This is a genomic window from Pseudomonas flavocrustae (assembly GCF_029872515.1).
In the GTDB taxonomy this organism is placed as follows: Bacteria; Pseudomonadota; Gammaproteobacteria; order Pseudomonadales; family Pseudomonadaceae; genus Chryseomonas; species Chryseomonas aestiva.
The window spans coordinates 20,803-46,013 of record NZ_JAPDIQ010000008.1 but is presented as its reverse complement, the minus strand read 5'-3'; the positions used below and the strand labels follow the sequence as shown (position 1 = coordinate 46,013).

The 25,211-nt window shown below is 64.9% G+C and carries 21 protein-coding genes and 2 pseudogenes; 11 read left to right on the top strand and 12 right to left on the bottom strand.

Annotation, left to right across the window (positions count from 1 at the left end; genetic code table 11):
• Together OMP44_RS17670 and gbcA are read right to left on the bottom strand one after the other, a co-directional pair.
• Window positions 1-1,626, bottom strand: coding sequence for a methyl-accepting chemotaxis protein (locus OMP44_RS17670; RefSeq protein ID WP_280310051.1), 1,626 nt, complete (start codon window positions 1,624-1,626; stop codon window positions 1-3).
• A gap of 176 nt (window positions 1,627-1,802) precedes the next feature.
• Window positions 1,803-3,095 (bottom strand): glycine-betaine demethylase subunit GbcA, encoded by a 1,293-nt coding sequence (gene gbcA, locus OMP44_RS17665; protein ID WP_187980785.1) that lies wholly within the window; start codon window positions 3,093-3,095, stop codon window positions 1,803-1,805.
• Window positions 3,096-3,423: 328 nt separating this feature from the next.
• On the opposite strand from gbcA, the gene OMP44_RS17660 reads away from it, so the two are divergent.
• A complete protein-coding gene (locus tag OMP44_RS17660) occupies window positions 3,424-4,521 on the top strand; it encodes an FAD-binding oxidoreductase (RefSeq protein WP_187980786.1) in 1,098 nt (365 codons plus the stop codon).
• A gap of 111 nt (window positions 4,522-4,632) precedes the next feature.
• Here the strand turns inward: OMP44_RS17660 and OMP44_RS17655 are convergent, their stop codons facing one another.
• Complete coding sequence (locus OMP44_RS17655; RefSeq protein WP_158890691.1) at window positions 4,633-5,010, bottom strand: glutaredoxin family protein; 378 nt, start codon at window positions 5,008-5,010, stop codon at window positions 4,633-4,635.
• Window positions 5,011-5,151: 141 nt separating this feature from the next.
• Between OMP44_RS17655 and OMP44_RS17650 the strand changes: the two genes are divergently transcribed.
• Window positions 5,152-5,820, top strand: a complete 669-nt coding sequence (locus OMP44_RS17650; protein ID WP_280310048.1) for a uracil-DNA glycosylase family protein — start codon at window positions 5,152-5,154, stop codon at window positions 5,818-5,820.
• A gap of 75 nt (window positions 5,821-5,895) precedes the next feature.
• On the opposite strand, the gene OMP44_RS17645 is transcribed toward OMP44_RS17650, so the two are convergent.
• The gene (locus OMP44_RS17645) at window positions 5,896-6,333 is read right to left on the bottom strand and encodes an acetyltransferase (RefSeq protein ID WP_280310046.1); all 438 of its coding nucleotides are present in this window, start codon (window positions 6,331-6,333) and stop codon (window positions 5,896-5,898) included.
• 882 nt (window positions 6,334-7,215) lie between these two features.
• A complete protein-coding gene (radC, locus tag OMP44_RS17640) occupies window positions 7,216-7,890 on the bottom strand; it encodes a RadC family protein (RefSeq protein ID WP_280310044.1) in 675 nt (224 codons plus the stop codon).
• Between the two features lie 136 nt (window positions 7,891-8,026).
• Between radC and coaBC the strand changes: the two genes are divergently transcribed.
• The 4 genes from coaBC (at window position 8,027) to argB (ending at window position 13,282) form a co-directional block, all read left to right on the top strand.
• Window positions 8,027-9,250, top strand: a complete 1,224-nt coding sequence (gene coaBC / locus OMP44_RS17635) for a bifunctional phosphopantothenoylcysteine decarboxylase/phosphopantothenate--cysteine ligase CoaBC (RefSeq protein WP_280310043.1) — start codon at window positions 8,027-8,029, stop codon at window positions 9,248-9,250.
• Window positions 9,243-9,698 (top strand): dUTP diphosphatase, encoded by a 456-nt coding sequence (dut, locus tag OMP44_RS17630; protein WP_044341301.1) that lies wholly within the window; start codon window positions 9,243-9,245, stop codon window positions 9,696-9,698. Before coaBC ends, dut begins: the two co-directional genes overlap by 8 nt.
• Before the next feature lie 1,212 nt (window positions 9,699-10,910).
• A complete protein-coding gene (algC, locus tag OMP44_RS25120) occupies window positions 10,911-12,305 on the top strand; it encodes a phosphomannomutase/phosphoglucomutase (protein WP_218568701.1) in 1,395 nt (464 codons plus the stop codon).
• Between the two features lie 74 nt (window positions 12,306-12,379).
• Window positions 12,380-13,282: an acetylglutamate kinase gene (gene argB / locus OMP44_RS17620; protein WP_208693287.1), complete on the top strand. Its 903-nt coding sequence runs from the start codon at window positions 12,380-12,382 to the stop codon at window positions 13,280-13,282.
• Between the two features lie 60 nt (window positions 13,283-13,342).
• On the opposite strand, the gene OMP44_RS17615 is transcribed toward argB, so the two are convergent.
• From OMP44_RS17615 to pyrE, 4 genes are all read right to left on the bottom strand, one after another.
• Window positions 13,343-14,194: an urea carboxylase-associated family protein gene (locus OMP44_RS17615; RefSeq protein ID WP_273860951.1), complete on the bottom strand. Its 852-nt coding sequence runs from the start codon at window positions 14,192-14,194 to the stop codon at window positions 13,343-13,345.
• A gap of 15 nt (window positions 14,195-14,209) precedes the next feature.
• Complete coding sequence (locus OMP44_RS17610; protein ID WP_280310039.1) at window positions 14,210-14,875, bottom strand: GntR family transcriptional regulator; 666 nt, start codon at window positions 14,873-14,875, stop codon at window positions 14,210-14,212.
• Between the two features lie 147 nt (window positions 14,876-15,022).
• A complete protein-coding gene (locus OMP44_RS17605; RefSeq protein WP_187980811.1) occupies window positions 15,023-15,619 on the bottom strand; it encodes a DUF4124 domain-containing protein in 597 nt (198 codons plus the stop codon).
• 24 nt (window positions 15,620-15,643) lie between these two features.
• Entirely contained in the window at window positions 15,644-16,285 is a 642-nt protein-coding gene (gene pyrE / locus OMP44_RS17600; protein ID WP_158890670.1) for an orotate phosphoribosyltransferase, read from the bottom strand.
• An 80-nt stretch (window positions 16,286-16,365) separates the two neighbouring features.
• Here pyrE and crc point away from each other — a divergent pair, with 80 nt between their 5' ends.
• Window positions 16,366-17,145, top strand: a complete 780-nt coding sequence (crc, locus tag OMP44_RS17595; RefSeq protein WP_027598631.1) for a catabolite repression control protein Crc — start codon at window positions 16,366-16,368, stop codon at window positions 17,143-17,145.
• Window positions 17,146-17,203: 58 nt separating this feature from the next.
• Here the strand turns inward: crc and OMP44_RS17590 are convergent, their stop codons facing one another.
• The 3 genes and pseudogenes from OMP44_RS17590 to OMP44_RS25110 form a co-directional block, all read right to left on the bottom strand.
• The gene (locus OMP44_RS17590; RefSeq protein ID WP_158973736.1) at window positions 17,204-17,632 is read right to left on the bottom strand and encodes a universal stress protein; all 429 of its coding nucleotides are present in this window, start codon (window positions 17,630-17,632) and stop codon (window positions 17,204-17,206) included.
• 81 nt (window positions 17,633-17,713) lie between these two features.
• Window positions 17,714-18,190, bottom strand: a pseudogene (locus OMP44_RS25115) (methyl-accepting chemotaxis protein); the annotation flags it as partial.
• A 111-nt stretch (window positions 18,191-18,301) separates the two neighbouring features.
• Window positions 18,302-19,072 (bottom strand): annotated as a pseudogene (locus OMP44_RS25110) (PAS domain-containing protein); the annotation flags it as partial.
• Between the two features lie 215 nt (window positions 19,073-19,287).
• On the opposite strand from OMP44_RS25110, the gene glyA reads away from it, so the two are divergent.
• From glyA to OMP44_RS17565, 4 genes are all read left to right on the top strand, one after another.
• The gene (glyA, locus tag OMP44_RS17580) at window positions 19,288-20,541 is read left to right on the top strand and encodes a serine hydroxymethyltransferase (RefSeq protein ID WP_183632297.1); all 1,254 of its coding nucleotides are present in this window, start codon (window positions 19,288-19,290) and stop codon (window positions 20,539-20,541) included.
• A 78-nt stretch (window positions 20,542-20,619) separates the two neighbouring features.
• A complete protein-coding gene (locus OMP44_RS17575; RefSeq protein ID WP_017639231.1) occupies window positions 20,620-21,870 on the top strand; it encodes a sarcosine oxidase subunit beta family protein in 1,251 nt (416 codons plus the stop codon).
• 11 nt (window positions 21,871-21,881) lie between these two features.
• Complete coding sequence (locus OMP44_RS17570; RefSeq protein WP_017639232.1) at window positions 21,882-22,181, top strand: sarcosine oxidase subunit delta; 300 nt, start codon at window positions 21,882-21,884, stop codon at window positions 22,179-22,181.
• Window positions 22,178-25,198 carry a sarcosine oxidase subunit alpha gene (locus OMP44_RS17565; RefSeq protein WP_187980813.1) on the top strand — a complete coding sequence of 1,007 codons (3,021 nt, stop codon included), beginning with the start codon at window positions 22,178-22,180 and terminating at the stop codon, window positions 25,196-25,198. Before OMP44_RS17570 ends, OMP44_RS17565 begins: the two co-directional genes overlap by 4 nt.
• The last annotated feature ends 13 nt before the right edge of the window (window positions 25,199-25,211 follow it).

Genomic DNA, 25,211 nt, shown 5'->3' with positions numbered 1-25,211 from the left:
CTAGAACTGGAAACGCCGCACCTGGCCGCTGAGGGTCGCGGCCAGCGTCGCCAGTTGCTGGCTGGAGGCACGGGTCTGTTCGGCACCCGCCGCGGTCTGCACTGACACGTCGCGGATGCATACCAGGTTGCGGTCGACTTCGCGCGCCACCTGGGCCTGTTCTTCGGCAGCGCTGGCGATCACCAGATTGCGCTCGTCGATGCCCGCGACCGACTGGGCGATCACGGCGAGGGCGGCATTGGCGGATTGTGCCTGTTCGCGTGTCTGGCGCGCCTGGTCGGCGCTGGTCAGCAAGGCATCGACGGTCTGGCCGGTACCCTGCTGGATGTTGCCGATCATGCCCTCGATCTCGCGGGTGGACTCACCGGTGCGATGGGCCAGGGCGCGCACCTCGTCGGCCACCACGGCGAAGCCGCGACCGGCCTCGCCCGCGCGCGCCGCTTCGATGGCGGCGTTTAGTGCCAGCAGGTTGGTCTGTTCGGCGACCGAGCGGATCACGTCCAGCACCTGGCTGATGTTGCGCGTCTGGGTTTCCAGCTCGCGAGCCCGGGCGCTGGCACCGAGGACCTGCTCGGTGAGGGCCTCGATGGCGGTGAGGGTATCGCCCAGCTGACGCTGCCCCTGAACGGCGGTATCGGCAGCCTGGCGCGAATCATTGGAGGTGGAGGAGGCGTTGCCGGCGACCTCCTCGATCGCCTGGCTCATTTCGGTGACGGCCGTCGCCGCCGATTCGATCTCGTTGTTCTGCTGTTGCAGGCCGGTGGCGCTTTCCTGCATGACCGCGGTCATCTCCTCGGCGGCGGAAGCCAGCTGGCTGGCCGAGTCGCCGATATGCCCCAGGGTCTCGCGCAACTGGCCCTGCATCTGCTGCATGGCCTGCAGCAGCTGAGCCGCCTCGTCGTGGCCACGGCTGTCCAGCGCCTGGGTCAGATCTCCCGTCGCGATGGTGCGGGCCGCCGCTACCGCCTGGGCGATGGGGTTGGCCACGCTGCGCGTCAGGCGCCAGGCCAGCAGGCCGGTGAGGGTGAGGGTCACCAGGATGGCCAGCCAGGTCACGTTGTTGGAGCGTGCATAGGCTTCATCGGCATCCGCGCTGGCGGCGTGAATGTCCTGCTCGACGGCCTGACGGAGCGTCTCTATGCAGGCGTTCATCCGCGTACCCAGCGGGCCCATGCTCTGCCGCACCACCTGGCGCGCCTGGTCGAGCTGACCCGCACCGGCCAGATCGGCGATTTGCTGCACGCCCTGCATGTAGCTCTGCTGCACCTGGCGCAATTCGTCCAGCGCGAAGCGGCTCTTTGTCGACAGCAGTTCGTGCTGATAGCGGCCGAAGATGGCCTGGACCTCGGTGCTCAGGCCGTCCAGCTTCTGGCGGGTGCTGGCCAGGGTCTGGGCATCGGGCATGGCCAGCAGGCGCAGGGTCTCGATGCGCGTACGGGCCACCAGCAGACTCAGATTGTCGGCCGCGATCAGGGTCGGGATGTAGCGCTGCTCCACCTGATGACCCAATTGGCGGATCTCGGACAGCTGATACCAGCCGAAGAGTCCGAGCGCCGCGACGAGGACCGCCAGGGTGCCAAAGCACAGCAGGTTGCGGGTAGCGATGGACAAGGATCGAAGAGTCATGACGGCCTGCTGGGAGGAGGGTTCGGAATGCGAACAGGGTCACAACTTTAGGTGATGATTTGGCGAAAAGGCTCTAGGACGGGTGCGGCAAAAGCTCGCAGTACAGGAAAGGTCGGACATTTGCAGACTTCCGTGGACCCCTTGCGGCTCCACGGAAGGATCTTCTCAGCGACTCGTCAGTCGCCGCTGACCTGACGCAGGTGCGCCGCCGGTGCTTCTTCTCCGAGGTTGTTGAGCAGCCGCTCGCTGTACCAGTCGATGAAGTTGATCACGCCGAATTCGTAAGTCTTTGAATAGGGACCCGGCTGATAGGCCTTGGAATTGATGCCGCGCTGGTTCTCCTCGGCCAGCCGGCGATCCTGGTCGTTGGTGGCATCCCAGACCTTGCGCAGGTTGACCGGATCGTAGTCGACGCCCTCCACGGCATCCTTGTGCACCAGCCACTTGGTGGTCACCACGGTCTCGGTCGGACCCAGCGGCCAGACGGTGAAGACGATCATGTGATCGCCCATGCAGTGATTCCAGGAGTGCGGCAGGTGCAGGATGCGCATGGAGCCCAGGTCCGGGTCCTTGATGCGCCCCATGAGTTTCTTGCAGCCGGGCTTGCCGTCCATGGTCATGGACACGGTGCCGGCGAGCAGCGGCATGCGCACGATGCGGTTGCGCAGGCCGAAGCTGGCATGGGCGTAGGGGATGTTGTCAGCGTCCCAGCGACTGGTGCAGGCGGCGACCTGATCCTTGAACGCCTGGGAGGCGCGCGGATCGGTGACGTCGTCCCACTCCAGCAGGGTATTCAGCAACTCGGGATGGGAGCCGCTGCAGTGGTAGCACTCGCGGTTGTTTTCCAGCACCAGCTTCCAGTTGGCCTGCTCGACCAGGTCGGTGCGCACCGCGACCTTGGCATTCTCCATGTCGTACGGCTCCATGTAGTGCTCGAGCGTACGCAGGAAGTCGTCGATGGCCGGTGGCTCATCGGCCAGGGAGATGAAGATGTAGCCGCCGGCGGTCTTGACGTGGATCGGCTTGAGGTTGAAGTCGGCCATGTTGAAGTCGGCGCCCATCTCGCTGCCGGCGAACAGCAGGCGGCCGTCCAGCTCGTAGGTCCACTGGTGATAGGGGCAGACCAGCTTGGCGACCTTGCCCTTGTCGCTGACGCAGAGGCGCGAACCCCGGTGGCGGCAGACGTTGTGGAAGGCATGCACCTTGCCCTCGGCCCCGCGGACCACCAGGATGGGATTGTCACCCAGCTGCAGGGTGATGAAGTTGCCCTTGGTGGGGATCTCGCAGGTCATGCCGGCGATCAGCCATTCCTTGCCGAAGATCTCCTGCATGTCGATCTGGAACAGGCGCTCGTCGTTGTAGAACGGCTGGGGCAGGGAGTAGGTGCGCTCGCGAGTGCGCAGCATCTCGGCCGTGGCCTTGCGGGCCGGATCGAGAGGGTCGCCCAAACTCAAGGTGCTGACGTCCATCGTACATCCTCGTGGCCACCGCGGCGGGTGGCGAAAGTGGTTGGTCACGGTACTGCAAGGCTATTGGCCGACGGGGCAGGGCCGCCGAATGACCCTAGGTTTCGCCCGTCGCGCGCTATTCAGGTTCGGCTTGGGGCGGAGTGTGGGGCCGGAGCCGGGAGGGGGCCTTGCTCATGGGCGACATGGCCGACGCTGTTCACGACGCCCCAGCCCTTGCCACTGCTGGGCCGGTCGCCATCGACATGTGGATGTCGCGATTGGGAAAGTGGCGGTCGTGGGGCCCTCCCAGAATCGCCGCCAATAGCCCCAGTGGCAGTCGAGGTGCGTCATGAATACCTTCCTCAATCCCGTAACCACCCAGACCTGGACCAATGGCCGCCACCCCGTGCGCTGCGTCAAGGTCATCCAGGAAACCTGGGACGTACGCACCTTCTGCTTCACCGCCGAAATCCCGCTGATGTATTTCTTCAAGCCGGGCCAGTTCGTGACCCTGGAGCTGGAGATCGACGGCCGCCAGGTGATGCGCTCCTACACCATCTCCAGCTCGCCCTCGGTTCCCTACAGCTTCTCCATCACCGTCAAGCGCGTGCCGGGTGGTCAGGTGTCCAACTGGCTGCACGACAACCTCAAGGTCGGCGACAACCTGGCGGTGCACGGTCCGGTCGGGCTGTTCAACGCCATCGACTATCCCGCCGACAAGGTGCTCTACCTCTCCGGCGGCGTCGGCATCACCCCGGTGATGTCCATGGCGCGCTGGTTCTACGACACCAATGCCAGCGTCGACATGGTCTTCGTGCACAGCGCCCGGACCCCGCGCGACATCATCTACCAGGGTGAGCTGGAGCACATGGCCGCGCGGATCGACAACTTCGCCCTGAACCTGGTGTGCGAGCGCACCGAGCACGGTGAGTCCTGGGCCGGTTTCCGCGGCTACTTCGACCGCCGCATGCTGGAGCTGATGGCACCGGACTTCCGTGAACGCGAGATCTTCTGCTGCGGCCCCACGCCCTACATGAATGCCGTCAAGGCCATGCTCCGCGAGCTGGACTTCGACATGACCCGCTACCACGAGGAATCCTTTGGCGCGACGCCGCCGGAAGCCAAGGTCGAGGCCGCCGAACAGGCCGAAGCCGCAGCCGACCTGCCGCCGATTCCTCTGGAAGCCCAGTGCCTGATCTCCTTCACCGAGAGCGACAAGAGCGTCAGCATCGGCCCGGGCGAAACCATCCACGGCGCCGCGGCCAAGCTCGGCCTGCACATTCCCAAGGCCTGCGGCATGGGCATCTGCGGCACCTGCAAGGTGCTCAAGAAGAGCGGCGAGGTGGTCATGGACCACAACGGCGGCATCACCGAGGAAGACGAAGCCGAAGGCTACATCCTGTCCTGCTGCAGCATCCCGCAGGGAGACGTGCAGATCGAGTTCTGAGGGCGTAGGTTGGGTTGAGCGCAGCGAAGCCCAACATATCAAAGCGCCAGCTTGAGCCCTGTAGCGTGGACAACGGCGCAGCCCTGTCCACACTCCTTCACCCGCTAGACTCTAGGCCGGCTGTCGCTCGCCGTAGCGCTGCTCCAGATAGGCGATGATGTCGTCCGACTCGTACATCCACACGCTCTGGCTGCCTTCATCGATCCGCAGGCAGGGCACCTTCACCCGGCCACCGCCCTGTTCCAGCTCGGCGCGCAGTTGCGGGTCCTTCTTGATGTCCTTGAGGCGGATCGGCAGGTTCAGCCGATGCAGCGCCCGCCGCGTCTTCACGCAGAAGGGACAGGCCTGGAACTGATAGAGCGACAGATTCGCCAGCTCCGCCTCGATGGCCGCCTGGGCCTGCTCAGGGCGCTGGAGCTTGCGCGGCCGGGTTACCAGATCCAGGCCGACGATCACCTGGCCGAGGCCGTTGCGTAGCAGATTGATCAACGGGATTCACCTTGAGGGGTCGTTCGAGCCGGGCAGTTTACCCTATCGTCCCAGGGCTGCCGCTCCGCCAGTCGTTACGGAACGTCACCCGCAACGCAGCGCTCTACAAGAGGGATTAATTCCTCGATGGAGACCTGTTGCATGCCGCTGTCTTCCGCAGAGCGCGAAGCCTTTCGCCAGCTCGCTGCCGATCTTCCAGGTGTCGATCTTCCGGTCTATCAACAATTCGCCAAGGACCCGCTGGACCCCATCATCGGTCTGGGCGATCCCGATGCGCCCCTGGGCTTCTTCGGCCGCGATCCGGGGCGGGAGGAAGTGAAGTACGGCGAGCCCTTCATCGGCAGCGGCGGCCAGATCGCCCGCAAGGTCCTCTATACCCACCTGCACGGCCAGCCCCCGACCGACTTCGAAGCCACCCGCAGCCTGAGCCAGCAATTTTTCTGGGCCAACACCGTGCCCTACAAACCGCTCGGCAACAAAGCCTGGTCGGAACGGGTGAAAAAGACCTTCCACCCCCTGATGCGCCGCCTGCTGGTGGAGCACTGGCACGGCACCCAACTCATCACCTTCGGCCGCGAAGCCTTCCTCTGGTTCGGCATCGGCCAATCCAAGGAAGAACGCGCCCGCCTGGAAGCCTTCTGGAAGAGCGAAGACCGCTTCGAAAGCAGTATCGAGGTCACCCTGGAAACGGAGGAGGGCACGCGCAAGATACTGACCCTTTATCCGCTGCCACATCCGTCGCCGTTGAATCAGACGTGGTATACGAGGTTTCCGGGTTTGTTAGAAAGTAGAATAAAAAAACTCGTATAGGGTTATAACGTAAGCGTCCGGCGAATTCACCTTCCGAACTCCCGCTTTAAGGGCGAGCGATTCACTACTACAGTTCTAGCCGGGCAGGCTCAAGTGCAGCAAGGGGAAGGGGCGGCCCTCGCCATCCAGCGGAGAACGACCTGTTTGAACAAACCCGTAATGTAAATAGAACCCTACCGCTTCAGGGTTCTGTTCATTCACATCAACACTCATCTGACTGCGCAAACTGCGGGCATGATCCAGCAGTGCGCGGCCAATCCCTTTCCCTCGAAGATCTGGTTCGATGAAGAGCATCTCTACGTGGTTTTCATTGAGCCCGATGAACCCTAGCGGGCAGTCCTCGGCATCTACCGTAATCCATAATTCAACAGCGGGTAGGTAAATATCGCGGAGCTGAGGAAGCAATTCCTCGATATCGGATTCTTGCAGGAAGTGATGTGTGGCGCGAACGGAGCGCAGCCAAATGTTGAGCAGTTGCGGATGGTCGACGTTAGTAGCCTGACGAATGATCATAGAATCATCCTTTACACTTGATATCGGAAATTAGGCGCGCTAGTAGATAGCGACCGTAAAAGTGTCGGCAACTTGTATGACCGCTTCGCGATTTAACGCCTGGGCGGTTCACGGCAGAGGTAGCCGGAAAGGAGGGAGGAAGGACGATACTGGGAGGCTTTGGGGGTGTCAAAAAAAGTTACGGAAGGGAATGGTGGAAGCATACCTGACAGATGGTGGCCGGGCCGGTAGGGATCTCACGCGGGACGTTAGAACCGGATGATGTCAGGAGCTTACGGTGACTTACCCGGACGCTTACGTTATAACAAGATTCTTATGCCATCTTGGATGCCGAAATAAAAGAGTTCTGGTCTTTTGTATGCTCCTTGTTTGGGGTAGGTCTAGGTAACTTTCTTATAGGGTTTTTAGGAAAAACCCAGATTGAAAATCGCTTGAGGGCGAGTATAGATCACGAGTATTCAAAGGATTTGGAACGCATCAAGGATGAGATAGTTAGAGATCAAGTCAAGGCCATCGAAGAGTTAAAAAGAGAAAATTCAAATCAGAGATAGAGCCGCAAAGATTGCTGATCTTTTATCGGAGTGGTTTTCATGTCCGGAGAGCCGAAAAAAGCTAAATTTGCTGACTTTCGAAGCTTTTTTGTGGCTTCCTGATGAAGTTCTTAAGGACCTCTCTGCAGTGCTTTCACATTCTCCAGATGCGCCTGATATCAGACAGGTCTTAAGCAAAGTAAGAAAGCATTTGCTAGGGCCTACAAATTTAGGCCCAGAAAAATTTATAATTTTCAGGATGATGCTAGTAACTGTTCCAACAAAAATGACCCAAAACAAAAAATTTTTTAACCATTCCTCTAAATAGTTTTAAAAGCATTAGATTCAATAGCTAAAGCCACCCATATTCCGCCATCGACAGCGGCTCCCCATCCCCCACGATGAAATGATCCAGCACCCGCACATCGACCAGCGCCAGGGCGTCCTTCAGGCGCGTGGTGAGCAGGCGGTCGGCCTGGCTGGGTTCGGCGATGCCGGAGGGGTGGTTGTGGGTGAGGATGACGGCGGCGGCGTTGTGGGCGAGGGCGCGCTTGACCACTTGGCGGGGGTAAACGCTGGCGCCGTCGATGGTGCCGTGGAACAGGGCTTCGAAGGCCAGCACCCGGTGGCAGGTGTCGAGGAACAGGCAACCGAAGATTTCGTGGGGTTCGTGGCGCAGACGCGCCTTGAGATAGTCGCGGACCTGTTGGGGGCTTTCCAGCGCCGAGTCGCGCCTGAGGCCTTCGGCCAGGTGGCGGCGGCCCATTTCCAGCACCGCTTGCAGCTGGCTGTACTTGGCCGGGCCGAGGCCGAGGTGGGCGCTGAAGGCGGCGAGGTCGGCTTCCAGCAGGGCCCTCAGGCTGCCGAATTCCCCGAGTAGCTGGCGGGCGAGGTCCACCGCGCTTTTGCCAGCCACGCCGGTGCGTAAAAAGATCGCCAGCAGTTCGGCGTCGGTGAGGGCTTGAGCGCCCTGTGCCAGCAGTTTCTCCCGCGGCCGTTCCTGGGCCGGCCAATCCTTGATGCTCATGGGGCGCTCCCTGTCTGGCGGGGCGCCTGCGTCCTGCAGGCGCTGTGCTATCTTAACCGGATCATTCGCGGGTGCGCGCAGGCCTCGATTGGCCGTGCGATGCCCGTTCTAGACGGTTCGAGAACGGAAAGGCTATATGCAGCGGCTCCATCGTAAACGCATCGTGCTGGGCGTCGGAGGTGGCATCGCCGCTTACAAGAGCGCCGAGCTGGTGCGCCGCCTCAAGGATCAGGGTGCCGAGGTGCGGGTGGTACTGACCCGAGGCGGACGCGAATTCATCACGCCGCTGACCCTCCAGGCACTGTCGGGTCTGCCGGTGCATCTTGATCTGCTGGACCCGGCCGCCGAAGCGGCCATGGGGCATATCGAGCTGGCCCGCTGGGCCGATCTGGTGCTGGTCGCGCCGGCCACCGCCGATGTCATGGCGCGCCTGGCCCAGGGCGTGGCGGACGATCTGCTCACGACGATAGTGCTGGCCACTGATGCCCGGGTCGCCCTGGCACCGGCCATGAACCAGGCCATGTGGCGCGATCCGGCCACCCAGGCCAATGCCGAGCTCCTACGCAGCCGTGGCATCAAGCTGTTCGGCCCGGCCAGCGGCAGCCAGGCCTGTGGCGACGTCGGCCCCGGCCGGATGCTGGAAGCCACCGACCTTGCCCAGCTCGCCGCCGACTGCTTCCAGCGCCTCGACCTGACCGGTCGCCATGTGGTCATCACCGCGGGCCCGACCCAGGAAAATATCGACCCGGTGCGCTACATCACCAACCACAGCTCCGGCCGCATGGGCTTCGCCCTGGCGGAAGCGGCGGCGGAGGCGGGCGCGCGCGTCAGCCTGGTGAGCGGCCCGGTGCATCTGCCGACCCCCGATCGCGTCGAGCGCATCGACGTGATCAGCGCCCGCGACATGCTGGCCGCCTGCGAGGCGCTGATGCCCTGCGACGTGCTCATCGCCTCGGCGGCGGTGGCGGACTATCGCCCCGAGGTCATCGCGCCGCACAAGCTGAAGAAGGACCCCACCCGTGGTGACGGTCTCCTGCTGGAGCTGGTGCGCAACTCGGACATCCTCGCCACCCTGGCGGGGCGCCCGGATCGGCCCTTCAGCGTCGGCTTCGCCGCGGAAACCCAGAATCTGCTGGAGTACGCCCAGCGCAAGTTGCGCGACAAGAATCTCGACCTCATCGTCGCCAACGACGTGGCCAACCCGGCCATCGGCTTCAACAGCGAAGACAACGCGGTCACCGTGATCGACCGTGGCCTGCACGAGATCCGCTTCGAGCAGACCAGCAAGGGCAAGATCGCCCGCCAACTCATCGCTCTGATTTCCACCCATCTCAAAGATACCGCCCAGAACCATGCATAGCCTTCAAGCCAAGATCCTCGACCCGCGCCTGGGGCGCGATTTCCCGCTGCCGTCCTACGCCACCCCCGGTTCGGCCGGCCTCGACCTGCGCGCCATGCTGCAGGAGGATCTGGTGCTGGAGCCGGGGCAGACCGTGCTGATTCCCACCGGGCTCGCCATCCATGTGGCCGATCCGTCGCTGGCGGCGCTGATCCTGCCGCGCTCGGGCCTGGGCCATAAGCACGGCATCGTGCTGGGCAACCTGGTTGGCCTGATCGACTCGGACTACCAGGGTGAGCTGATGGTCTCCTGCTGGAATCGCGGCCAGACCACCTTCACCGTGAGCGTGGGCGAACGTATCGCCCAACTGATGCTCGTACCTGTGGTCCAGGCGCACTTCGATATCGTCGACAGCTTTACCGAGACCGAGCGGGGCGCTGGCGGCTTCGGGCACTCCGGTACCCGCTGACGCCAGACACGCAAGACGCGCCGTGACATAAAGGAGAAGAACGGCATGGCAAGGGGCAAGAACGGCAAGGATGTGCGCAAGGCGGCCCCCCGGGTCGCGGTTTTGCCCGGCCTGGGCGCGGGGCTGCTGCTGGCGCTCGCCGGCCTGCTGCTGGCCGCGCTGCTGCTGTGGTTCCTGGTGTTGCAGCCGCAAGGCGCGCGCAATCAGGAGCAGCAGGCGGACCAGGCGCTGCAGGCCCAGGCGGCCTCCCTCAATCAATTGCTGGTCGGCCTGACCCGCCGGCTGCAGGGCGTCGCCGGGGATGCCCTGGTGTTGCAGGCCTTGCAGGGCGATGACCCCGCGGCGCGTGCGGCGGCGGAAAGCCAGCTGCGCGAGCGCCTCGGCGTGGTCGATGTGCTGGTGGTGCCGGCCGGCATGCGCCAGATCGAGGACGATCGCCCCGGTCCCCTCAACTATGCCGCCCTCGATCTGCTCAAGCGCCTGGAAAGCGGCCAGCGGACCCCGCCGGAAGCCTATCGCGTGAGGGATCGCTGGCTGGTCTACAGCGCTCAGCCCATCCGCCGCGGCGATCAGCTGCTCGGCAGCGCCGTGCTGGTGGAAGCACTGCCGGACGTCTTGCAGAGCTTGGCCACGCCGCCGGCGAATGTCGGCCAATGGCGCCTGCTGCAGCAATTCCCCGGCAGCAGTGTGCAGGTGCTGGCCAGTGGCGGCAGCCCCGGTGATCCGGCGCTGATGCGGCGGCTCGCGACCGGCAGTCCGCTGTGGACACTGGAGCTGGCACCCGCCGCCGAGGCCGGTGCCGATACGCCCCTGGGTATTCCGCTGGTGGCGCTGCTGCTGGCGCTGTTTGGCGTGCTGACGGGCTTTTGGCTGTTTTCCCGGGAGCTGTCACGCCGGCTCCGTGACGACGTCCGCAGTCTGACGGCCTATGCCGAGGAACTTGAATCCAATCAGATAGCCAAAAGCCCGACTTTGCGCCTGGCGGTAATGGAACCCGTGGCCAAGTCGACGGCCCGATTGGCCAGCCGATCGGCCGGGTCGTCGCCGGACCTATATGCTGCGGCACCTAGCGATGCCGTGGCCAAGACCCTGGCGGAGTTTGCCGACAGAGGCCGCGCTCAGCAGAGCGAGCCGCTGTTCCAGACCACCGACATCCTCGATATCAGTATCCTCGACGAAGACCAGGATCTCCTGGGATTGGAGAAACCCCCGATGAGCACTACCCCGCAAGCCCCCCAACTCAACGCCAGCATCTTCCGCGCCTACGACATCCGTGGCGTGGTGGGTGACTCCCTGACCGCCGAAGCCGCCTACTGGATCGGGCGCGCCATCGGCTCGGAGAGCCTGGCGCGTGGCGAGCCCAACGTGGCCGTCGGCCGTGACGGCCGCCTGTCCGGCCCCGAGCTGGTCGCCCAACTGATCAAGGGCGTGGCCGACAGCGGCGCCAATGTCAGCGATGTCGGCATGGTGCCGACCCCGGTGCTCTACTACGCAGCCAATGTGCTCGAAGGCAAGTCCGGCGTCATGCTGACCGGCAGCCACAATCCGCCGGACTACAACGGCTTCAAGATCGTCATCGCCGGCGAGACCCTGGCCAACGAATCCATCCAGCGCCTGCGCGAGCGCATCGAGACCGGCGACGTGGCCAGCGGCCAGGGCCAGATCAAGCAGGTCGACGTGCTCAAGAGCTACGCCGACTACATCCGCAATGACGTGGTGCTGGCCAAGAAGCTCAAGGTGGTGGTGGACGCCGGCAACGGTGTCGCCGCGGTCAATGCCCCCCAGCTGATCGAGTCCCTGGGCTGCGAGGTCATCCCGCTGTTCTGCGAGGTGGACGGCAACTTCCCCAACCACCATCCGGATCCGGGCAAGCCCGAGAACCTGGAAGACCTGATCGCCAAGGTCAAGGAAACCGGTGCCGACCTGGGCCTGGCCTTTGACGGCGACGGCGACCGCGTCGGCGTGGTGACCAACGAAGGCAAGATCATCTATCCCGACCAGCTGCTGATGCTGTTCGCCAAGGACGTGGTCTCCCGCAACCCGGGCGCCGACATCATCTTCGATGTCAAATGCACCCGCCGCCTGAACAACCTCATCGCCGGCTACGGCGGTCGTCCCATCATGTGGAAGACCGGCCACTCGCTGATCAAGAAGAAGATGAAGGAAACCGGCGCCCTGCTGGCTGGCGAGATGAGCGGCCACGTGTTCTTCAAGGAACGCTGGTTTGGTTTCGACGACGGCATCTACAGCGCCGTGCGCCTGCTGGAGATCCTCAGCCAGGAGAAGAACAGCGCCCAGCAGGTGTTCGACACCTTCCCGGTAGACATCTCCACCCCGGAGATCAATATCCAGGTGACCGAAGAGAGCAAGTTCGGCATCATCGAGACCCTGCAGCGCGACGCCCAGTGGGGCGATGCCCAGATCACCACCCTGGACGGCGTTCGCGTCGATTACCAGAACGGTTGGGGTCTGGTGCGTGCGTCCAACACCACGCCGGTGCTGGTGCTGCGCTTCGAGGCGGAAACCCTCGAGGAGCTGGAGCGCATCAAGACGGTGTTCCGCAAGCAGCTGCTGGCGGTGGAGCCGGATCTGAATCTGCCGTTCTGACCTCGGGTCAGCGGTAGCACAGAGGGCGCCTAGGCGCCCTTTGTCTTTTCTTAGTCGACCTTGAGAGGTGAGCCATGACCCTGAGCCGCGAGGATGCCTCGCACGTCGCCGAGGTGCTGTCCGAGGCGCTGCCCTATATCCGCCGGTTCGTCGGCAAGACGCTGGTGATCAAGTACGGCGGCAACGCCATGGAGAGCGACGAGCTCAAGGCCGGTTTCGCCCGCGACATCGTGCTGATGAAGGCGGTGGGCATCAACCCGGTGGTGGTGCACGGTGGCGGTCCGCAGATCGGCGACCTGCTCAAGCGGCTGTCCATCGAGAGCCACTTCATCGACGGCATGCGTGTCACCGATGCCCAGACCATGGACGTGGTGGAGATGGTGCTGGGCGGCCAGGTCAACAAGGACATCGTCAACCTGATCAACCGCCATGGCGGCAAGGCCATCGGCCTGACCGGCAAGGATGCGGGCCTGATCCGCGCCACCAAGCTCAAGGTCAGCCGGCAGACGCCGGAGATGACCAAGCCGGAGATCATCGACATCGGCCATGTCGGCGAAGTCACCGGGGTCAACGTCGACCTGCTCAACATGCTGGTGCGCGGCGACTTCATCCCGGTCATCGCGCCCATCGGCGTGGGTCCGGAGGGCGAGTCCTACAACATCAACGCCGACCTGGTGGCAGGCAAGGTGGCCGAGGCGCTCAAGGCCGAGAAGCTGATGCTGCTGACCAACATCGCCGGCCTGATGGACAAGCAGGGCCAGGTGCTCACCGGGCTGTCCACCGAGCAGGTCAATTCGCTGATCGCCGACGGCACCATCTACGGCGGCATGCTGCCGAAGATCCGCTGCGCGCTGGAAGCGGTGCAGGGCGGGGTGCAGAGCGCCCACATCATCGACGGCCGGGTGCCCAACGCGGTGCTGCTGGAAATCTTCACCGACGTCGGCGTCGGTACGCTGATCTCCAACCGCAAGCGCTGAGCGCTTTCGCGCGGACCCAAAACGGCGCCCCAGGGCGCCGTTTCTATTGCTGGCCCGGACTCACTGCTCCCAGCTGGCCTTGGGCAGGGTCAGGCCGTGCTGGCCGTTGTAGGCCGCCCGCTTGGGCGACTCCCAGTCCTGCAGCAGCGCCTCCTCGACCCGGTAGATCTCCACCCCCAGCGGACGGCAGACCTTGAGCGGGTCCTCGGCATCGGGCCCCCACATCGCCAGGGACAGATCGCCGCCCGGGCAGGTGGACAGGGCGCAGAGCACGTCGATCTCGGCGAAGAATTCCAGGTAGTCGCCGGGCTTGGCCGGGCAGGCCTTCATGAAGTACAGGTCATCGTGGTTGAGGCCGGTGCACTGGAAGATGTTCAGCACATCGTGGACATCGAATTCGGTGAGGCCGTGGGGCAGTACCGCACGGGTCAGATTCGAATGGCAGTGGTGGTGGAAATCCTCGCCGGTGAGCATCTTGTTGACGTAGGGATCGCAGCGGGTGCCGAGCAGGTCATGCAGGCGGCCGCCATGTTCGTCGATGCCATAGCCGGCCAGGCTGTCGTCGGTGATGGTCAGCAGCGGACGCAGGAAGGGCAGGTTGGACCAGAGCCGGTCGTAGGTGCTGACGTGGGCACCCTGCAGTTGCCGGGTGCGCGCAGCCCACATCCGTTCGCGGGGATCCTCGGCGTTCCAGACGTTGAAGTCGCCGACCTGAGGCCCGTGCGGGGTGGTGACGCGGAACAGATGGCCGGCGGGGACCTTCCAGGCGCGACCGGTACGGATCGGGATCTCGAATTGCTCGATCAGGGTGCGTCCGTCCTTGCGTTCACGCAGCCGATCATAGAAGGCCTGATCGACCTGCAGGGCGGAGCCCTGGGTGGACTGGTAGGCAGCGGGGTAGTCCTTGTACATGGGAGGTCTCCTCGGTCAGAGCGGCCTGGCTGCGCTGAGCAGATCCAGCAGCCGGTTTTCGGAATCGTCGAGATAGCTGGCCATGGCCTCGCCCGCCGCCTGGCGGTGCCCGGCGGCGAGCAGGTCGTGGATCTGGCGGTCGCGGGTTATCCAGGGCCGCTGGAAGTGCTCCTCGTCGGGCGCGAGGGAAAACAGCAGGCGCATCTGGGCGGCGACGGTGGCGAAGAATTCATCGAACAGCGGACTGCGCAACAGGCCGACGATGTGCTGATGGAAATGCAGGCTATGGGTGCCAAGAGCGCGCCAGTCTTCGCGCGACTGCGCCAGTTCGGCTGCCTCCAGGGCATCCAGCATCCGATCGGACTGGTATTCGCGCAGCAGGCGGCTGGTGAGGATGGCCTGCAGTTCCAGGGTGCGACGCACCTGGAAGATGTCGCGCACCTCGGCCAGGCCCAGGCGCCGCACCATGACCCCCTTGTGGCGAACATAGGTGGCCAGGCCCTCGCGATCCAGCTGGTGCAGGGCTTCGCGGATGGTGTTGCGCGAGGCGTTGTAGGCCTTGAGCAGCTCACCCTCGACCAGCGCGGTACCGGGCAGCAGGCGGCCGCCGATGATGTCTTCGCGCATCTCCAGCAGCAGTTGAGCCCCCAGGGACAGCTCGCCCGCATCCTTGCCACTCATGGGTCTTCACGCTCGATTGTTCAACAATGTGTTGGAAACAAGCTTGCACGGCGTGTGCCAGAAATTAGCGGGGAGATTGAGGAAGTCCGTCGCGCTGCCCAGGTGGCGCGAGGTGGAGGTGACCGCAGGTAGCGGGTTTGGCAGGGCTCAGCGATCCGCGGCCTGGGCCGCTTCCAGGCGCTGCATGCGCGCACGGTCGGCGTCGAAGGCAGCGCTGGTGCTGGTGCGCATTTCGGCGTAGCGCTGCAGATCGGTCTGCAGACGCACCTGATCGGCCGCCGCGGCGTCGAGGCGTGCCTGCAGATCCGCCGGGAGCGCCTGGCCATTGCGCTGCTGCACCGCCGCCTGCTCCATCAGCTGGCTTTGCAGCTGACGCGTGGCCTCCAGGTTGGCCTTCTTGATCTGCAGCACGCCGTCCAGCTCGGCCAGCTTGCGCGCCTTGGCGCGGTCGACGTCCTCGACATTGCTGTAGAGCTTGCGCAACTGGCCATCGACCAGGGCCTGCTGGCGCTCGCGCGCCTGGCGATCGAGTTCCGCGGCGGGCAGCGCCGGCGCGACCTTGCGGATCACCCGGCCCTGTTCGTTGAGCACGTCGTAGCCCTTGCCGGCGTACTCCGGCGGCACGCCCTGGCGATCGATGACCAGGGTGCCGTTACGGTCCAGGTAGCGGTACAGCTCGGCCGCCTGGCCGGCCAGCGGCAGGGCGATGAGCAACAGGCTGGCAGCGGCGCGACGTACGACCATGGCCGTCTCTCCTGGGGCTGACGGCTAGATGCCGTATTGGGCGCGATAGTCCTGGACGGCAGGCAGGTGACGCTTGAGCTCGGCATCCTCGGCCAGGTATTCGAGCACCTGATCCAGGGCGACGATGCTGAGCACCGGAATGCCGTAGTCACGCTCGACTTCCTGGATGGCCGACAACTCGCCGCGACCACGCTCCTGGCGATTCAGGGCGATGAGCACCCCGGCCGCGCTGGCACCCTGGCCTTCGATGATCTGCATGACCTCGCGGATGGCGGTGCCGGCGGTGATGACGTCATCGATGATCAGCGCCCGACCGGTCAGGGGCGCGCCCACCAGCAGGCCGCCTTCGCCGTGGTCCTTGGCTTCCTTGCGGTTGAAGCACCAGGGCACGTCGCGGCCATGGTGCTCGACCAGGGCCACCGCCGTGGCCGCGGCCAGGGGGATGCCCTTGTAGGCCGGGCCGAAGAGGACATCGAACGGCAGATTGGCCTGGACCAGCGCATCGGCGTAGCAGCGGCCGAGCTGGGCCAGCGCCGAACCGCTGTGGAACAGGCCGGCGTTGAAGAAATAGGGGCTGATGCGACCCGATTTCAGGGTGAATTCACCAAAGCGCAGAACTCCGCGCTCGATGGCGAAACGAATGAAATTACGCTGGTACGCCTGCATATAAGTCCTTGCGCGGCTTGTATTTAGCTAAACCGGTTTAGCTCGGGTATCATACATCCACGATTTTTTGGGGGCCATTTATGCGGATCATCAGCTTGAACGTCAATGGTATTCAGGACGCTGTGGAGCGGGGCCTGCTGCCTTGGCTCAAGGCGCAGAATGCCGACGTGATCTGCTTGCAGGATACCCGCGCCTCTTCTTACGACATGGACGACCCGGCCTATGCGCTGGAGGGTTACATCCTCTATGCCTGCGACGCCGAAGTGCCGTCCCAGGGCGGTGTCGCGCTCTATACGCGGGTCCAGCCGAAGGCGGTGATCAGCGGCCTGGGCTTCGAGTCCTGCGATCGTTTCGGTCGCTATCTGCAGGCGGACTTCGACAAGGTCAGCATCGCCACCCTGCTGCTGCCTTCGGGCAAGCGCGGCGATGAAGATCTGAACATGAAATTCAAGTTCATGGACGACTTCACCCACTACCTGAACAAGCAGCGCCGCAAGCGCCGCGAGTACATCTATTGCGGCTCGCTGTACGTGGCGCACCAGAAGCAGGACGTGAAGAACTGGCGCGACTGCCAGCAGATCCCCGGTTTCCTGGCCCCCGAGCGCGCCTGGATGGACGAGGTGATCGGCAACATGGGCTACGTGGATGCCCTGCGCGAAGTGAGCCGCGAAGGCGACCAGTTCAGCTGGTGGCCGGACAGCGACCAGGCCGAGCACCTGAATCTGGGCTGGCGCTTCGACTACAACATCCTCACTCCGGGTCTGCGCCGCTTCGTCCGCTCGGCGCGCCTGCCGCGGCAACCGCGCTTCTCCGAGCATGCGCCGCTGATCGTCGACTACGACTGGACTCTGAGCATCTGATCCACGCGGTGCCCGGAAACGAAAAAACCAGCCCAAGGGCTGGTTTTTTGTTGGGCGGCTATTTCACCAGGATCACTGGCAAGGGCACCTGGTGCACCACGCGATGGGCCACCGAGCCGAGCAGCAGGCCACTGAGCGAACCCAGGCCGCGGGTGCCCATGACCACGGTGTCCACCTCCAGGCGCCGCGCCGTCTCGCCGATGGTCTCGGCGATGCCGCCGAAGCCGACGTGGGTCTGGGCCTCGATACCGGCTTCGAGCAGGGCCGGGCGCGCCCTGACCAGGATATCCTCGGCCTTGTCCTGCAGGCTGCCGCGCCACTCGCGCAGGATGCGGTCGTCGAAGGGCGCGCCATAGATCTCCGGCTCGTTCTGCACGTTGAGCAGGTGCAACTCCAGCGTCAGCCCGGCCTTCACCAGGTCGAGGATATAGCGCAGGGCGTTGTCGGCGCTGGGGGAACCATCGTAGGCGACCAGGACAGTGTGCATGGGGCATCTCCACGAGAGGGGTATGCCTTCATGCTAGACCCTGGCTGTCAGGGTCGCTTGATCCCGATCAAGCCCGCAGCCTCAATGGCCCACCCAGTTGCGCGCGCCCTTGGGAATCACTTCGGATTCGTCCAGCTTGCTGGCGAACATGCTCACGGCTTCCACGGCGTCGCTGGCGCCATCGCGGATCTGCACGATCACCGCGCCGGCCTGGTCCGCCAGCTCGACGCCCTTGACCGCGCGCCCCTGGGTGCTCTCCATGCTGGCCACCGCCTGCTGGGTTTCGTTGAGAATCCGCCCGATCATCTCGGCAATCTCTGCCGTGGCGCTGCTGGTGCGTCCCGCCAGCTGACGAACCTCGTCGGCGACCACGGCGAAGCCACGGCCCTGGTCACCGGCGCGGGCCGCTTCGATGGCGGCGTTGAGCGCCAGCAGGTTGGTCTGGTCGGCGATGCCGCGGATGGTGTTGACGATGGCGGTGATCTGCTCCGAGCGCTGACCCAGCTGGCCGATCACCTCGGCGGAGGCGCTGACGTTGTGCGCGATCTCGCGCATCTCGCCGGCGGCGGCCTGGATGATCCGGGTGCCGTGCTCGGCGACCTTCTCGGTCTCGGCGGAGATGTGATAGGCCCGCGAGGCGCTGCGGCCGTCGCTTTCGTGCTTTTCCACCCGCTCGCTGATGTCGCTGGCGTACTTGACCACCTTGTACAGCCGGCCGGTGGCGTCGTACACCGGGTTGTAGCTCGCTTCCAGCCAGATCACCCGGCCATGCTTGCCCAGGCGCTTGAACTGGCCGCGAAAGAATTCACCGGCGTTGAGGCGGCGCCAGAAGTCGGCGTATTCGCTGCTGTTGACCAGGGCCGGCTCGCAGAACAGCCGATGCTGCTGGCCCTGGATCTCCTTCAGGCTGTAGCCCAGGGTGGCCAGGAAGTTGTCGTTGGCGTCCAGGATGCGTCCGTCCAGGTCGAACTCGATGCGCGCCAGGGCGCGGTCCAGCGCCTTGAGCTTGCTTTGGGCTTCGCTGTCGCGCTCGACCTGGGCGGTGACGTCCAGGGCGTACTTCACCACCTTGGCGATCTTGCCGCTGCTATCGGCCAGCGGGTTGTAGCTGGCTTCCAGCCAGAGCGTACGGCCCTGGGCGTCCAGGCGCTGGAAGGCGCCGGAGACGAAATCGCCACGCTTCAGGCGCGCCCAGAAATCGCCATAGTCGCGACCCTGGACCACGCTGGCCGGGCAGAGACGACGATGGTGCTGGCCGACCAGGGCGTCGGCGCGATAGCCGGTCAGGCGGAGGAAGTTGTCGTTGGCGCGCAGGATGGTGCCGTCGAGATCGAACTCGATCACCGCCATGGAACGCTCCAGGGCCTGGGTCAGGCCCTGATTGGCATGCTGCTCGGCTTCCAGCCGAGCGATGGTCTTCTTTAGATGCGCATTGAACATGGCAGAACTCGCTGGCTGGGGCAAAGGCGTAACCAGCCTATCGGCGCCAGGAGAGCCGACTTGATAGGACCCGGCGAACGGCAGAACTCGCCCGTTGAGCGGCTGTCGCAAACGCGCCGGCCCGGGGCGTAAACAGGCATCTTGGGGTCAGGGGCGGGGCCTACCATCGCGGCAAGGGGGTGGTTTTCACCGCCACAGACTTCAGGAGCGCCGCGATGTTCAGCAAGCAGGACCAAATCCAGGGCTACGATGATGCGCTGTTCGCCGCCATGGGCGAGGAAGCGCGGCGCCAGGAGCATCACCTGGAACTGATCGCCTCCGAAAACTACACCAGTCAGCGCGTCATGGAAGCCCAGGGCAGCGTGCTGACCAACAAGTACGCCGAAGGCTATCCGGGCAAGCGCTACTACGGTGGCTGCGAGCATGTCGACAAGGTCGAGCAGCTGGCCATCGAGCGCGCCAAGCAGCTGTTCGGCGCCGACTACGCCAACGTCCAGCCGCACTCCGGCTCCCAGGCCAACTCGGCCGTCTACCTGGCGCTGCTGCAGCCCGGCGACACCATCCTCGGCATGAGCCTGGCCCATGGCGGTCACCTGACCCACGGCGCCAAGGTCAGCTCCTCCGGCAAGCTGTACAACGCGGTGCAGTACGGCATCAACACCGACACCGGGCTGATCGACTACGACGAGGTCGAGCGCCTGGCCCAGGAGCACAAGCCCAAGATGATCGTGGCGGGCTTCTCCGCCTACTCCAAGACCCTGGATTTCCCGCGCTTCCGCGCCATCGCCGACAGCGTGGGTGCCCTGCTGTTCGTCGACATGGCCCACGTGGCCGGTCTGGTCGCCGCCGGTGTCTATCCGAACCCGGTGCCCTTCGCCGACGTGGTGACCACTACCACCCACAAGACCCTGCGCGGCCCCCGTGGCGGCCTGATCCTGTGCAAGGCCAACGCCGACATCGAGAAGAAGCTCAACGCCGCGGTGTTCCCGGGCGCCCAGGGCGGCCCGCTGATGCACGTCATCGCCGGCAAGGCCGTGTGCTTCAAGGAGGCCCTGGAGCCGGGCTTCAAGACCTACCAGCAGCAGGTGATCAGGAACGCCCAGGCCATGGCCGGCGTGTTCAAGGCACGCGGCTACGACGTGGTCTCCGGGGGTACCGACAACCACCTGTTCCTGGTCAGCCTGATCAAGCAGGGCATCACCGGCAAGGACGCGGACGCCGCCCTGGGTCGCGCCTGCATCACCGTGAACAAGAACGCCGTGCCCAACGATCCCCAGTCGCCCTTCGTGACCTCGGGTCTGCGCATCGGTACCCCGGCCCTGACCACCCGTGGCCTGGGCGTCAGCGAAAGCGAACGCGTCGCGGGCTGGATCTGCGACATCCTCGACCACCTCGGCGATGCCGATGTGGAAGCCCAGGTGGCGCGCCAGGTGGCTGCGCTGTGCCGCGACTACCCGGTTTACCGCTAGTCGCCGCGCGCCTGACGCAACCCTTATCCAACCCCTTTCCCCCTCGCGGAAAGGGGCGTCGTCTGCAGGAGTCTCCAGATGCAACGCTATTCCGGCTTCGGCCTCTTCAAGCACTCCCTGAGCCATCACGAGAACTGGCAGCGGATGTGGCGCACCCCGACGCCCAAGCCGGTGTACGACGTGGTCATCGTCGGTGGCGGCGGTCACGGCCTGGCCACCGCCTACTACCTCGCCAAGCAGTTCGGCGTGAAGAACGTCGCGGTGATCGAGAAAGGCTGGCTGGGCGGCGGCAACACCGCGCGCAATACCACCATCGTCCGCTCCAACTACCTGTGGGACGAGTCGGCGCATCTCTATGAGCACGCCATGAAGCTGTGGGAAGGCCTGTCCCAGGACCTCAACTACAACGTCATGTTCTCCCAGCGCGGCGTCTACAACCTCTGCCACACCCTGCAGGACATGCGCGATTCCGAGCGCCGGGTCAGCGCCAACCGCCTCAATGGCGTCGACGGCGAACTGCTCGATACCCGCCAGGTGGCCGAGGAGATTCCCTACCTGGACTGCAGCAAGAACACCCGCTATCCGATCTTCGGCGCCACCGTGCAGCGTCGCGGCGGCGTGGCCCGTCACGACGCCGTGGCCTGGGGCTTCGCCCGCGCCGCCGACGCCCTGGGCGTCGACCTGATCCAGCAGACCGAGGTCACCGGCTTCCGCAAGCAGGACGGCAAGGTGATCGGCGTGGAAACCAACCGCGGCTTCATCGGCGCCCGTCGCGTCGGCGTGGTCACCGCCGGCAACTCCGGGCACATGGCCAAGCTGGCCGGTTTCCGCCTGCCGCTGGAGTCCCACCCGCTGCAGGCGCTGGTCTCCGAGCCGATCAAGCCCATCATCGACAGCGTCATCATGTCCAACGCGGTGCACGGCTACATCAGCCAGTCCGACAAGGGCGACCTGGTGATCGGCGCCGGCATCGACAGCTGGGTCGGCTACGGCCAGCGCGGCTCCTACCCGGTGATCGAGCACACCCTGCAGGCGATCGTCGAGATGTTCCCGATCCTCTCGCGGGTGCGCATGAACCGCCAGTGGGGCGGCATCGTCGACACCTCGCCCGACGCCTGCCCGATCATTTCCAAGACCCCGGTGGAAAACCTGTTCTTCAACTGCGGCTGGGGTACCGGCGGCTTCAAGGCCACGCCTGGCTCGGGCAACGTCTTCGCGGCGTCCCTCGCCTCCGGCGAGATGCATCCGCTGGCCAAGCCCTTCTCCATCGACCGTTTCCACACCGGCGCGCTGATCGACGAACACGGCGCAGCGGCCGTCGCGCACTAAGGAGCCCGAGCATGTTGTACATCCATTGCCCCCACTGCGGGGAATTGCGCTCCGAAGAAGAATTCCACGCCGCCGGCGAGGCGCACATCCCGCGTCCACTGGATCCCGAGGCCTGCAGCGACGCGGAGTGGGGCGATTACATGTTCTTCCGCGACAATCCGCGCGGTCTGCGTCACGAGCTGTGGGTTCATGCTTCGGGCTGCCGCCAGTACTTCAACGCGACCCGTAACACCGAGACCTACGAAATTCTCGAAACCTATCCGATCGGCGAGCAACCCCGCTTCACCGCCGAGCGAGGAGAGCGCACATGAGCCAGGTCCATCGACTCACCCAGGGCGGTCGCCTGGACCGCAGCCAGGCCATCACCTTCACCTTCAACGGTCAGACCTACCAGGGCTTCAAGGGTGACACCCTGGCCTCGGCGCTGCTGGCCAACGGCGTGGACGTGATCGGGCGTAGCTTCAAGTACTCCCGCCCCCGCGGCATCGTTGCCGCCGGTGCCGAAGAGCCCAACGCCATCATGCAGATCGGCGCCACCGAGGCCACCCAGGTGCCCAACGTGCGGGCCACGCAGCAGGCGCTGTACCAGGGCCTGGTCTCCGCCAGCACCAACGGCTGGCCAAGCGTCAACAACGACCTCATGGGCATCCTCGGCAAGGTCGGCGGCAAGATGATGCCGCCCGGCTTCTACTACAAGACCTTCATGTATCCGCAGAACCTGTGGATGACCTACGAGAAGTACATCCGCAAGGCCGCCGGCCTCGGCCGTGCGCCGACCCAGGTCGATCCGGATACCTATGACAACTTCAACCAGCACTGCGACGTGCTGGTGGTGGGTGGTGGCGCCGCCGGTCTGGCCGCAGCCCTGGCCGCCGGTCGCAGCGGCGCCCGGGTGATCCTGGCCGACGAACAGGAAGAATTCGGTGGCAGCCTGCTGGACAGCCGCGAGCGTCTCGATGGCGCCCCGGCCGCCGACTGGGCCGCCAAGGCCGTGGCCGAGCTGCAGGGCCTGGACAACGTGGTCTTGTTGCCGCGCGCCACGGTCAACGGCTACCACGACCATAACTTCCTCACCATCCACGAGCGGCTCACCGATCACCTGGGTGATCGCGCGCCCCATGGCCAGGTGCGTCAGCGCCTGCACCGCGTCCGCGCCACCCGCGTGGTACTGGCCACCGGCGCCCACGAGCGGCCGCTGGTGTACGCCAACAACGACCTGCCGGGCAACATGGTGGCCGGCGCCGTATCCACCTACATCCGTCGCTATGCCGTGGCCCCGGGTCAGCGCCTGGTGCTGTCCACCAACAACGACTACGCCTACCGCGTGGCCCTGGACTGGCTCGAAGCCGGTCGCCAGGTGGTGGCCGTGGCCGATGCGCGGCCCAACCCCCGCGGCGCCTGGGTCGAGGAAGTGCGCAAGCGTGGCGTGCGCGTCATGGGCGGTACCGCCGTGAGCGAAGCCCGCGGCAACACCCGCGTGACGGGCGCCAAGATCGCCACCATCGACCTGACCGCCTTCCGCACCCTGGGTGGCGGCGAGTGGGTCGACTGCGACCTCATCGCCACCTCCGGCGGTTACAGCCCGGTGGTCCACCTGGCTTCGCACCTGGGCGGTCGTCCGCAGTGGCGTGAAGACATCCAGGCCTTTGTGCCCGGTCCGGCGCCGCAGAAGCGCGTCTGCGCCGGCGGCGTGAATGGCGTCTTCGCCCTGGGCGATGTCCTCGCCGACGGTTTCGAAGCGGGCGCGACTGCCGCCGCCGAAGCCGGAGCCAAGGTGGTTAGCGGCGAGCTGCCCCAGGCCGAATTCCGCCAGGAAGAGCCGAGTCTGGCGCTGTTCCAGGTGCCCCACGACAAGCCGTCGTCGCGAGCGCCCAAGCAATTCGTCGACCTGCAGAACGATGTGACCGCTGCCGGCATCGAGCTGGCCTGCCGAGAGGGCTTCGAGTCCATCGAGCACGTCAAGCGCTACACCGCCATGGGCTTCGGTACCGACCAGGGCAAGTTGGGCAACATCAATGGTCTGGCCATCGCCGCCCGGGTGCAGAGCAAGGCCATCCCGGAAGTCGGCACCACCATGTTCCGCCCGAACTACACGCCCATCACCTTCGGCGCCATCGCCGGACGGCATTGTGGCCACCTGTTCGAGCCCAAGCGCTACACCGCGCTGCACGCCTGGCACCTCAAGCAGGGCGCGCTGTTCGAGGACGTTGGCCAGTGGAAGCGCCCCTGGTACTTCCCCAAGGCGGGCGAGGACCTGCACGCCGCGGTCAACCGCGAGTGCCTGGCCGTGCGCCGCAGCGTCGGCCTGCTCGACGCCTCGACCCTGGGCAAGATCGACATCCAGGGCAAGGATGCGCGGGAATTCCTCAATCGCGTCTATACCAACGCCTGGACCAAGCTGGACATCGGCAAGGCCCGCTACGGCCTGATGTGCAAGGAAGACGGCATGGTCTTCGACGACGGCGTCACCGCCTGTCTCGCCGACAACCACTTCCTGATGACCACCACCACCGGCGGCGCCGCGCGCGTCTTCGAATGGCTGGAGCTCTACCACCAGACCGAATGGCCGGAGCTGGAGGTGTACTTCACCTCGGTCACCGATCACTGGGCGACCCTGACCCTGTCCGGTCCCAACAGCCGCAAGCTGCTGGCCAAGCTGACCGACATCGATCTGGACAACGCCGCCTTCCCCTTCATGGCCTGGAAGGAAGGCCAGGTGGGCGGGGTGCCGGCGCGGGTGTTCCGCATCTCCTTCACCGGCGAGCTGTCCTACGAGATCAACGTGCCGGCCAACTACGCCATGGGCGTGCTGGAGCAGGTGGTCGCCGCGGGCAAGGAATTCGACCTGACCCCCTATGGCACCGAGACCATGCACGTGCTGCGGGCGGAGAAGGGCTTCATCATTATCGGTCAGGACACCGATGGTTCGGTCACGCCCCAGGACCTGGGCATGGGCTGGGCGGTGAGCCTGAACAAGAGCTTCTCCTTCATCGGCAAGCGCGGCATGCATCGCGTGGACTGCGTCCGCGAGAATCGCAAGCAACTGGTCGGCCTCAAGCCCCTGGATGCCCGCGACGTCCTGCCGGAAGGCGCGCAACTGGTGTTCGAGCGCAACCAGCCGATCCCCATGGACATGGTCGGTCACGTGACCTCCAGCTACCACAGCGCGACCCTGGGCTACGGCTTCGCCATGGCCATGGTCAAGGGTGGGCTGGGCCGTATGGGCCAGACCGTCTACGCCCCGCTGGCCGATGGCCGCTACATCGCTGCCGAGATCGTCTCGCCGGTGTTCTACGACCCCAAGGGTGAGCGGCAGAACGTCGCCTAACGAGGATAGCGCC

Bases quoted from the DNA above. Each gene is read 5' to 3' on its own strand.
- OMP44_RS17670 (WP_280310051.1), bottom strand. From the start codon at position 1,626: ATGACTCTTCGATCCTTGTCCATCGCTACCCGCAACCTGCTGTGCTTT.
- gbcA (WP_187980785.1), bottom strand. From the start codon at position 3,095: ATGGACGTCAGCACCTTGAGTTTGGGCGACCCTCTCGATCCGGCCCGC.
- OMP44_RS17660 (WP_187980786.1), top strand. From the start codon at position 3,424: ATGAATACCTTCCTCAATCCCGTAACCACCCAGACCTGGACCAATGGC.
- OMP44_RS17650 (WP_280310048.1), top strand. From the start codon at position 5,152: ATGCCGCTGTCTTCCGCAGAGCGCGAAGCCTTTCGCCAGCTCGCTGCC.
- OMP44_RS17645 (WP_280310046.1), bottom strand. From the start codon at position 6,333: ATGATCATTCGTCAGGCTACTAACGTCGACCATCCGCAACTGCTCAAC.
- radC (WP_280310044.1), bottom strand. From the start codon at position 7,890: ATGAGCATCAAGGATTGGCCGGCCCAGGAACGGCCGCGGGAGAAACTG.
- coaBC (WP_280310043.1), top strand. From the start codon at position 8,027: ATGCAGCGGCTCCATCGTAAACGCATCGTGCTGGGCGTCGGAGGTGGC.
- dut (WP_044341301.1), top strand. From the start codon at position 9,243: ATGCATAGCCTTCAAGCCAAGATCCTCGACCCGCGCCTGGGGCGCGAT.
- algC (WP_218568701.1), top strand. From the start codon at position 10,911: ATGAGCACTACCCCGCAAGCCCCCCAACTCAACGCCAGCATCTTCCGC.
- argB (WP_208693287.1), top strand. From the start codon at position 12,380: ATGACCCTGAGCCGCGAGGATGCCTCGCACGTCGCCGAGGTGCTGTCC.
- OMP44_RS17615 (WP_273860951.1), bottom strand. From the start codon at position 14,194: ATGTACAAGGACTACCCCGCTGCCTACCAGTCCACCCAGGGCTCCGCC.
- OMP44_RS17610 (WP_280310039.1), bottom strand. From the start codon at position 14,875: ATGAGTGGCAAGGATGCGGGCGAGCTGTCCCTGGGGGCTCAACTGCTG.
- OMP44_RS17605 (WP_187980811.1), bottom strand. From the start codon at position 15,619: ATGGTCGTACGTCGCGCCGCTGCCAGCCTGTTGCTCATCGCCCTGCCG.
- pyrE (WP_158890670.1), bottom strand. From the start codon at position 16,285: ATGCAGGCGTACCAGCGTAATTTCATTCGTTTCGCCATCGAGCGCGGA.
- crc (WP_027598631.1), top strand. From the start codon at position 16,366: ATGCGGATCATCAGCTTGAACGTCAATGGTATTCAGGACGCTGTGGAG.
- OMP44_RS17590 (WP_158973736.1), bottom strand. From the start codon at position 17,632: ATGCACACTGTCCTGGTCGCCTACGATGGTTCCCCCAGCGCCGACAAC.
- glyA (WP_183632297.1), top strand. From the start codon at position 19,288: ATGTTCAGCAAGCAGGACCAAATCCAGGGCTACGATGATGCGCTGTTC.
- OMP44_RS17575 (WP_017639231.1), top strand. From the start codon at position 20,620: ATGCAACGCTATTCCGGCTTCGGCCTCTTCAAGCACTCCCTGAGCCAT.
- OMP44_RS17570 (WP_017639232.1), top strand. From the start codon at position 21,882: ATGTTGTACATCCATTGCCCCCACTGCGGGGAATTGCGCTCCGAAGAA.
- OMP44_RS17565 (WP_187980813.1), top strand. From the start codon at position 22,178: ATGAGCCAGGTCCATCGACTCACCCAGGGCGGTCGCCTGGACCGCAGC.